Source organism: Fibrobacter sp. UWB11 (assembly GCF_900143015.1).
Classification (GTDB): Bacteria; Fibrobacterota; Fibrobacteria; order Fibrobacterales; family Fibrobacteraceae; genus Fibrobacter.
Genome location: NZ_FSRT01000007.1, coordinates 1 through 7,908, shown reverse-complemented (window position 1 = coordinate 7,908; position 7,908 = coordinate 1). Strand labels below are relative to the sequence as shown.

At 40.5% G+C, this 7,908-nt stretch carries 10 protein-coding genes; 4 read left to right on the top strand and 6 right to left on the bottom strand.

Annotation, left to right across the window (positions count from 1 at the left end):
* Positions 1–346 (top strand): hypothetical protein (locus tag BUQ91_RS15795; RefSeq protein ID WP_175566656.1); only part of this gene is annotated, 346 nt, incomplete at its 5' end.
* A 178-nt stretch (positions 347–524) separates the two neighbouring features.
* Here BUQ91_RS15795 and BUQ91_RS15340 read toward each other — a convergent pair.
* The 4 genes from BUQ91_RS15340 to BUQ91_RS15990 all read right to left on the bottom strand — a co-directional run bounded on the left by BUQ91_RS15340 (position 525) and on the right by BUQ91_RS15990 (position 3,480).
* Positions 525–722, bottom strand: coding sequence for a hypothetical protein (locus BUQ91_RS15340; RefSeq protein ID WP_074209914.1), 198 nt, complete (start codon positions 720–722; stop codon positions 525–527).
* A gap of 73 nt (positions 723–795) precedes the next feature.
* Entirely contained in the window at positions 796–1,455 is a 660-nt protein-coding gene (locus BUQ91_RS15335; RefSeq protein WP_175566655.1) for a hypothetical protein, read from the bottom strand.
* Positions 1,430–3,142, bottom strand: coding sequence for a glycosyltransferase family protein (locus BUQ91_RS15330; RefSeq protein WP_074209912.1), 1,713 nt, complete (start codon positions 3,140–3,142; stop codon positions 1,430–1,432). The genes BUQ91_RS15335 and BUQ91_RS15330 overlap by 26 nt, the downstream gene beginning before the upstream one ends.
* Positions 3,143–3,357: 215 nt before the next feature.
* The gene (locus tag BUQ91_RS15990) at positions 3,358–3,480 is read right to left on the bottom strand and encodes a hypothetical protein (RefSeq protein ID WP_256382325.1); all 123 of its coding nucleotides are present in this window, start codon (positions 3,478–3,480) and stop codon (positions 3,358–3,360) included.
* Between the two features lie 63 nt (positions 3,481–3,543).
* Here BUQ91_RS15990 and BUQ91_RS15325 point away from each other — a divergent pair, with 63 nt between their 5' ends.
* On the top strand, positions 3,544–4,746 hold the full coding sequence (locus tag BUQ91_RS15325; protein WP_074209911.1) for an ATP-binding protein: 1,203 nt from the start codon (positions 3,544–3,546) through the stop codon (positions 4,744–4,746).
* A 98-nt stretch (positions 4,747–4,844) separates the two neighbouring features.
* Here BUQ91_RS15325 and BUQ91_RS15320 read toward each other — a convergent pair whose 3' ends face one another.
* Entirely contained in the window at positions 4,845–5,186 is a 342-nt protein-coding gene (locus BUQ91_RS15320) for a hypothetical protein (RefSeq protein ID WP_074209910.1), read from the bottom strand.
* A gap of 188 nt (positions 5,187–5,374) precedes the next feature.
* Between BUQ91_RS15320 and BUQ91_RS15315 the strand changes: the two genes are divergently transcribed.
* Positions 5,375–6,802, top strand: coding sequence for an ATP-binding protein (locus BUQ91_RS15315; RefSeq protein WP_074209909.1), 1,428 nt, complete (start codon positions 5,375–5,377; stop codon positions 6,800–6,802).
* A gap of 19 nt (positions 6,803–6,821) precedes the next feature.
* Complete coding sequence (locus tag BUQ91_RS15310; protein ID WP_074209908.1) at positions 6,822–7,076, top strand: hypothetical protein; 255 nt, start codon at positions 6,822–6,824, stop codon at positions 7,074–7,076.
* Positions 7,077–7,559: 483 nt separating this feature from the next.
* Here the strand turns inward: BUQ91_RS15310 and BUQ91_RS15790 are convergent.
* Positions 7,560–7,908: hypothetical protein (locus BUQ91_RS15790; RefSeq protein ID WP_074209907.1), on the bottom strand; the 349-nt coding region annotated here is incomplete at its 5' end.

Here is a 7,908-nt window from a genome sequence, read left to right as displayed (position 1 = left end):
AACCTACGTGAAGTTGCAGCAGGCATACTTCTCTGAAGCAAACATGGCTGGTGGCTGGCAGTTGATCGGTTACATGGCTCCGGGTAACAATAGCGAAACGACCAATTTCAAGTATAATCCGGGTGATATTGGTACTAAAGAAAGTAATGATCTTTCTTCCGGCACTCCTAAGGGATGGACTGCAGAAAATAGCCAGAACCTGAATGAATGCAAGGCTGGTGTAAACTGGACTGTTACTTTGGGCCGCACTACAGGCGATGCTCAGACTGACATTACCTTTACAGCCTCTGCAGGTGATGCTGGTTGCGTGGCTCTTACCCCGACCTTCGACAAGATCGGTAAGTAAGGTTTAGCATAGCGAACCTTTTAAAAGGACCTCCATTTGGAGGCCCTTTTTTGTATATGAAGTAATATTTTTTAATTACAAGTGCTAGGTACCATTTGTGATATTGAATTGAGGAGACGCAAAAGAAGCCAACTCGTTTAAGAATTGGCTTCGCGTGTAAAAATTCGGCTAATTCCTGTTATTTAGCAGTGTTCGCCGCAATCGTCTTCTGAAGTTCAATCACTTCTTCTTTTGACAAATGCGAATATTTTACGATTTTTTCAATAGGTTCATTGTCAGCAAGCATATCAAGCGCTGTTGCAGCACGCTCATTATCGCGTCCCTTTTCATAGCTTTCATCAATAGCGTCACTATACGCATAGAGAAAATCTTTCATATTTGCCTGCTTGATTAAGAGTTCATCCGGTCCTCAATAATATACATTTTTGCGATAATTATTTATAGTACAGTCAATTTAATATTACCACTGGGACCCAGTGGGCATAATATTGTCGGCGTGTTTCGGGAGTTCCAAGAATTGGTCGATGCGCCCCTTGCACTATAAATTGTACATCAGGGAAATTTTCTATTAATCCGGCTATTTCGTTTAAAACTTTATGCAAACTCTCTTCCGAACCTTCTTTTGAATCATTTATTGTCAAGGCAATCGTTTTATAGCCTGAATTCCTCAACAGTGAATCCAAACTACTAAGTTTATCAATGACAAAAATCGAGTCTAAAGAATCCGTCCGAAATTCTACAAGTTCCGCATGTTTTGTTACGTTTTTCAGTCTTTTGTGAAAGGCAAACTTGTGCGGAACATCCTTAAATATTGCAAATTCTTTTGCCAGCTTTTGTTCGTCAAACGGAACGCCCCAAGCATCGATCAAAATCAAAACACGTTTTTCCTTGCTGTTTTCTATTTGCAATGTTACAGGTACTTTATCTAAAATCTTGTATTTGCTGAGATATTCCTGTGAAAGAGAGTCCTCGTGAACAGCACCCTGCATGTGCCAAGGTTTTTCCTGTTTTCCCATAAAATCTGTTCCTAAAACATAGGAAAGCAGAACAGTAACCGCAATAAACGCCAAAAATATCGCCAAATTAATCTTCTGTGATTTTTCCATCATTCACCTCTTCGCGATATTTCAAAATCATCAAATCACCAAACGTTTGTACCGTATCCACTTTTAAATTCTTATGATAATGGATTTTGTAGAACAACTGGTAGCTGGGATTGTTTCCTGTTTCGATTGTATAAACATTGCTATTGACAATATCGCGTAACGGATTTTCTACACCCCGTTTTTCCAGCTCGCGTTTCATCCCAGGCAAGTGGATATTCCAATATCCTATCGGGATTATATTTTGCCAACTTCCGGCTTTTGCGGCCTTATACGGAGGGTCCTTTACAAAACCAAGATCTTTGTACTGATAAAAAGAAAGTAAATAAATGTTGTCTATATTTTTATTGGCATATTCTAAAAAGTTTCGCCAATCACTAGACATTTCAGGTACGGCAAATACGGTACGATTCCGTTTTTCTTTAGGTAACGAAAGAATCGTTGCTGCAAAAAATACTAGCGCAAATAATGATACAATTATCGGCAAATGACTAGAAATTTTACTAGGTACACCCGCAACAGCATTATTCCTTTGCAAAAGCGGGATTCCCATAACCGTCGCATAAAGCCAGATTCCCATTTCTACATGTGAAACAAGACGATTCAATTGCAATAAATATATGTACGAAGCCACCACTAACGCAAGCGACACCCAAGGGTACAACCTTGACTTTTTCTTCGCAAACAACAGAATGAGTATGCAAACAAAGCACCAACACCACGCCATATTCCGCGTAAAAGCATTGGAAATTCCCATAGCGACAGCGGCGGGCAACCGCTGTTTGTTTTCAACATAAGTATTTCTATTCGCAATCTTGATGATAGCATCCAAACTATCGGCGCTAAAGACACGCGTGTCATAAAAATTCCAAGCACACAACAATTGAAAATCTAGCGGAATCATCCCGCGTTCTTCGAGTTCGTCAGATATAGCCTCTTTGTCATAATGGGCTCCATCGCCAAAGAAAGCTCGCTTATATTGATATTCCTTATAATATTTATATTCTGGATCCTTATACAAGTTATCATCGAATGTATTTACACCATAAATAGCAAGTCCGCATAAAAGAAGGGCGATTAACGACTTTTTTGGTATAGCCTTGAACGGGAAATGAGCCCACAAAAGCAAGGCTACCAAAAAAGGGATTACCAGCAAAAACATTTGGAAGCGCAACATCGCCCCCAAGACCAATAAAACACTACCTGCAGCTAACCACAACGTTTTTTTTCGAATACTTCCTTTTACAAATAGAATAGCTCCACTCGCTGCAAGTAAAGGTGCGCAAATCGTAAAAGAAACCGATGCATAAAATTCAATAGCAACAGAGCTCAACAATATTGCCAAGGGAACACCCAAGCGGAAACCCAACTGCCGAATCAAGCAATAAGAAAATAGAGTGAATGCTCCAAAAATGGTCGCCATCTGAAAAATATAAAACCAGCCAACACTCGGGAACAAATAATAAAGCGGCATCAAGCAATAAGCGAGCGCGCCATTGACAAACACCAAATGCGGGTCAAACTCAGAACCGTATGCCCCCGTCAGCACGGTGGACATAAAATAATCGTCAAGCGCCCCATAACGGAGCACTCCTAGAACGGCAAATAAAACAAAAAACAGGACGTTAATTGCTATAGCAATGGGTAAATCTATTTTCTTCTTCACGATATGAAATATAAATACATTTCTCATTGACAACTTCCTCTTTTGCCTTTTCCAAAATTACCGAGCCATTTATTCAAATGTCATACCACAAAACATATTTTACTCATTTTAGATTTACTAAATCATAAATGAGCAAATCCTATAAGCATTGTCAAGAGTGAAATTTAGAAGATTGAAATAATCAGATATACAAAAAAAGGGCCTCCAAATGGAGGTCCTTTTAAAAGATTTGCATCGACTCTTTAAAGCTTAATTTTGGTTCCCGGACCAGAGTAACCAATGAGGGACCAAGAGCCAAGCTGATTACTTTCACCTGCATAAGCGTCTTGCAACTTCACGTAGGATGAAACAAAAAATACAGCCACGCTACATCTATTTCGCAATTTTTATTATTTTTATTATTGCGAAATAACGAAATAGGCTTCCTAATGAAATTAATCCAAAGAATCGAATACATAAATCGCTTGTTGTCTGTCGTCGGTACTCCGGACATCAAGGTTATTACAGGTATTCGCCGCAGTGGCAAGTCCAAACTAATGGACATGTTTATGGAGCGTTTAAAAAAAGAGAACCGTAAAGCAAACGTAATTCATGTGAATTTCAACGATCCTAAATCAGAGCCTTTAGCAGAATACCATGCGCTTTATGATTTTGTTCAAAAAAAATACAAACAAAATGTTCCGAATTTCGTTTTCATTGACGAGGTTCAGATGTGCAAAGGTTTTGAAAAAGCAATTAATGGCTTGCATGCAACAGAAAAATTTGACATATACATAACAGGATCAAATGCATTTCTTTTAAGCAGCGATCTTTCCACGTTATTCACCGGTCGAACCTTTGCTATAGAAATGTTCCCCTTCTCCTTCGTTGAGTTTATGCGGTATTATGAATTAACAGATATTCAGGGTGCACTTGACCGATATTTGAAGGGCGGCGGCATGGCCGGTTCCTATGTGTACAACAATTCAACGGATAAATATAAGTACATCAAGGACGTATTTGATACGCTTGTCTTAAGAGATATCGTAAAAAAATACAATATTCGGAATAAGGTTTTATTGGAACGGCTATGCGACTTTCTTTCTGACAATATATCCAATATAACATCCCTAAGAAGCATTTCAGATGCTTTGACTAGTAGTAAAGTTCCCGTTAATGACAAAACGATCGGCTCGTATGTGGGTTATCTGTGTAACGCGTTTGCATTCTATAAAGTTCGCAAGTACGACATTCGTGGGAAAAAGTACCTTGCGTCACAAGACAAGTATTATCTGGGAGATCATTCTTTTAAGTACGCTCGGCTTGGAACAAAAAATATGGACTATGGCAGGGCGTATGAAAACATAGTCGCCATAGAACTTCTTCGACGTGGTTATGAGATTTATGCAGGATTTCTTTATAAAAAAGAAATAGACTTTGTGGCCTTGAAAAAAGATGAAAAAATCTACATACAGGTTTCGGATGATATTAGCACAGAAAGTACTTTTGATCGTGAGGTATCGCCTCTTTTGAAAATCAACGACGCATATCCTAAAATGGTTATAGCCAGGACAAAACATGAACCTTATCAATACGAAGGTATTCGTATCGTGGATTTGGCGGAATGGTTGTCCAATCGTTCGATTCAATAGTCTTTAAAAGAGTCTCTTCCGGCTCGTATTTTATCATATAAATGAAAAAAGAGTCCTCCCAAGGAGGACTCTTTTTGAATATTTATGTCAACTAGCTATTACTTGCCAATCTTGTCGAAGGTCGGGGTAAGAGCTACGCAACCTGCAGGACCTGCAGAAGCTGTAAAGGTGATGTCATCCTGAGATGAGCCACTCTTCTTCTGAACTTTAACAGTCCAGTTAAAGGTATCTCCAGCACCTTGGCATTCGTTAAGATTTGCTTTATTTGCAGCCTTCCAACCATCTTTTTGATCGGTATCTGCATCAGATGCATCCTTGTCAATAGCACCCTTGTCATACTTAAAGTTGGTCGTTTCTCCGTTATTCGGAGCCATGTAACCGATCAACTGCCAGCCACCAGCCATGTTTGCTTCGGAGAAGTATGCCTGCTGCAACTTCACGTAGGTGGCTGAGAGAGGTGTTCAAAGCGGCATTCTTCTTTCTGTCTTGCAAATAATTCTCAGAATTTACCAACTATTTGGTAAATTTGCAAAAAGTTTGCCAAATTGGCTAAATAGTTGTCAAACTTTATATTTTTTGTTGCTAAAAAATGTATATTATTTGTCAACAATCAATCGGAGACGCCAAAATGCAAGAAAAGGACCTTGTATCGCTAGTCAAGCAGATTCAATCCAATCGTTGCGAAACACAACATCTTGAGCTTAAGGCTGCCCATGAAGGCTGTCCCAAACGCTTGTACGACTCCTTGTCTTCTTTTTCGAATCAAGATGAAGGCGGGACGATTGTCTTTGGCGTTGACGAGAAACAGAATTACGATGTTGTAGGGGTATATGACGCTCAGGATATTCAAAAAAAAGTGAATGAGCAGTGCAAGGAAATGGAGCCTTGTGTCCGGCCCCTTTTCACGGTTTGCACCATCAACGACAAAAAGGTCGTTTCCGCTGAAATACCTGGAGTAGAAATCGTTCACCGCCCCGTATTCTATAAAGGAATTGGACGGATCAAGGGGTCGTTCGTTAGAGTCGGTGATTCCGACGAACCGATGAGCGAATACGAGGTTTATAGTTACGAAGCTTACCGTAAGCACATCCGCGACGATGCTAGGCCGATTTCAGATGTACCCATTCAATCATTGAACAAATCAGACCTTGACGGATATATCCAACAGTGCAAAAAAGAACGAAAAAATCTGGCAATAAATGTAGACGACGCAGAAATTTTGGAGCTGATGGGCGTTCTTCATTCGGGAGTGCCGACAGTGGCCGGAATACTTGCTTTTTCAAAATACCCTCAGGGATATCTTCCCCAATTCTGCATAACTGCAGTTCGAATTCCTGGCAAAGAAATGGGGATACTCGGAAATTCGGGAGAACGTTTTATCGATAACGCTAGAATAACCGGAACAATCCCGCAGATGCTGGAAGACGCAATTTCTTTTGTTCAAAAAAACAGCCGTCATAAAACGATTATAGACAAAGAAGGAAGGCGGGTTGACAAAGAAGAATACCCCATTGTGGCTGTTCGTGAAATCATCCTGAACGCTCTAGTTCATCGAGATTACAGCATTTATTCCGAAAATGTTCCTGTTCGCATTGAAATGTACGATGACAGACTCCAGGTCATCAACAGTGGCGGACTCTACGGGAAAATTACCTTAAGCAATCTAGGCAAGGTTCGCCCCGATACACGAAATGCGGTCCTTGCAAACATTCTTGAAATCTTGAAGGTTACGGAAAAACGTTATTCGGGAATACCAACAATACAAAAGGAGATGCAGGATGCAGGACTTCTCCCTGCAGAGTTTTCGGTACGACATGGAGAGTTTTACGCAATCCTCTATAATTCTGTGACCGAACAGGAGTATTCAGGCAAGCCGAGCGATATACTAGCGTTCTGTTCGGTTCCAAGAAGCCGTGCGGAATTGCAGGCATTTACGGGCAAGTCGCGTTTCTACACGATGAGCCACATTGTTCAACCGTTAATAAATAGCGGATCTCTAAAGTTGACGCTTCCCGAGAAACCGCAAAGCAGCAAGCAACGATATGTAAAAGTCTGAAGAGTTGCAGCAGGCCTATGTGTCTGAAACCGGTCTGAACTACGGTAACATTGGTATCATCGGCTATACTGCACCGGGTAACATCACTACTACAGGTTCCAACACGGCTTCTGCTGTTTCTCAGACCATAAACTTTGAATACAGCGATGCGAAGACTGGTTATGTTAATGGTACCACAGCATTGCCTGAAAGTGATCAGACTATATGGACGGCTAAGGCCAGTGTTGCTCTCAACGACTGCGCAGTCAATAGCGAATGGCGTGTCGCTGTTTAATTTCCAAATAAAAACTTGTCGTATTGAATACTTCGTTCTCGTAAAAGACTATCCAATGTTTTGCGGCCATAGAGTTCAAGCATTGTCAAACTATCAGAAAACAACGAGCGCCCCAATGCAATTCCACGATGTTCAAGTTCAAATCCCATCGCTTCCAATAAAGTGGGAAAAATATCTAAGGATGAGTATTGACGAGGCTTCATTGACTTTTGATTGCTAGAATTAATCAAAAAAAATACGAAATAATTATAGGTGCTATCCCACCGAGGGATAATCCATAATCGTAATTAAAAAACAAAACAAAAAACAATAGGTGTAATGAAAACAGGTAGGAATCTCTTTTTCTTGCATCGACAGAAAAAGAACGAAAGAAACGTTGCAAGAAACAACGATAAAATAAAATGAATATTATACATAATACGAAAATAACAAAAAAAGAGCCCCTCTTTTGAAGGGCTCTCTTAAGAATATAAGTACTAAACCTTACTTACCAATCTTGTCGAAGGTCGGGGTAAGAGCTGCACAGCCACCTGCTGTAACTTGAGATGAGAAAATAATGTCCTGAGCTGTTGCTGCAGATGCGTCGACTGCCAAGCCAACAGTCCAGTTGTCTCCAATTGCACATTCGTTTAATGTAGCTACGTTATGAGCCTGCCAACCAACAGTTCTGGTTCCAGAAAGAGTTGCTGAACTTGCAATAGCAATCGTGCCCGGCGTATATTCGAAGTTCGTGGTCTTGCTGTTCACGCCCGGAGCCATGTAACCGATCAACTGCCAGCCACCGGCCTTGCTTGCTTCAGAGAAGTATGCCTGCTGCAACTTCACGTAGGTT